This is a genomic window from Mycobacterium sp. E1747 (assembly GCF_001667775.1).
GTDB lineage: Bacteria > Actinomycetota > Actinomycetes > Mycobacteriales > Mycobacteriaceae > Mycobacterium.
Genome location: NZ_LZJI01000250.1, coordinates 1 through 558, shown reverse-complemented (window position 1 = coordinate 558; position 558 = coordinate 1). Strand labels below are relative to the sequence as shown.

Here is a 558-nt window from a genome sequence, read left to right as displayed (position 1 = left end):
CCACCACCGATACGCCGCCGCCGCCGCCGTCGACGACCACGACCACGACGGTCCCGATGACCACCCAGTGGATCCACGTGCCGTTGGTGCCGGTGCCCATTCCGATCCAGGTCCCGCAGACCCAGGCCCCGCAGGCGCCGGCCCCGCAGTACACCCCTTATCCGCAGTACCCGCAGTACCCCGGGAACTCCCAGAATCCGTTCCTGAGCCCCGGCTACTAGTCGTCCGCGTCCTTCCTGCTGAGCGACGCTCCGCGAGCGCGACCGGTTCCGCGCGGGTAGCGTGGTGTCACCCGGTCGGGCGGGGATCTATCCGGCGACACCCGACCCGTGGACCTGGAAAAAAACAGCGCAAATCAGCGGACTGCGGAGGCGTGACGTGGACATCGTGCTTGGGGTCTCGATGGCTCCCGGGACGGTCCGCCTGGTGGTCATCGAGGGCCAGAACGCCGACGGTGTCACCGTCGAACAGGACGAGTTCGGCGGCGCGGTCGACCAGGTCATCGCAGCGATCGGCGGCACCCGCGAAGGTGCGGAGGCGGGCGGGCACCGGTTGGTA

Annotated in this window: 2 pseudogenes; both read left to right on the top strand. The window is 69.4% G+C overall.

The features are described from left to right. Positions 1–221: pseudogene (locus A5695_RS29290) on the top strand (hypothetical protein); the annotation flags it as partial. Positions 222–378: 157 nt separating this feature from the next. Next, positions 379–558 (top strand): annotated as a pseudogene (locus A5695_RS26815) (hypothetical protein); the annotation flags it as partial.